This is a genomic window from Halorubrum sp. SS7 (assembly GCF_005435055.1).
Lineage (GTDB): Archaea > Halobacteriota > Halobacteria > Halobacteriales > Haloferacaceae > Halorubrum > Halorubrum salinarum.
Map to the genome: position 1 here is coordinate 1 of NZ_SGXV01000582.1, position 247 is coordinate 247.

Consider the following 247-nt stretch of genomic DNA (forward strand, 5'->3'; position numbering starts at 1 on the left):
GAGGACTCGCCCGTCGGCAGCAGCGCGTAGACGGGAGCGCGCTCGTCGTCGGACTCGGTGAACGTGTAGCCGGCGTCGTTGAACTCGGTGGCGAACACGCGCCGGGCGACCTCTCGGGTGGGGGCTGACCCGCTCATATCAGATCGACCTCGCTTCGATCAGCGCGCTTTCAACGTCGACCGTCCCGGGGTCCTCCATCTCGTCGACCAGGACGTACCGGCCGAAGGTGGGGCCGGTGACGCGGTAG

The 247-nt window shown here is 68.4% G+C and carries 2 pseudogenes; both read right to left on the minus strand.

Annotation, left to right across the window (positions count from 1 at the left end):
* Nucleotides 1-137: pseudogene (locus EXE44_RS19220) on the minus strand (DNA-binding protein); the annotation flags it as partial.
* Nucleotide 138: 1 nt separating this feature from the next.
* Nucleotides 139-247, minus strand: a pseudogene (locus tag EXE44_RS21775) (replication factor A); the annotation flags it as partial.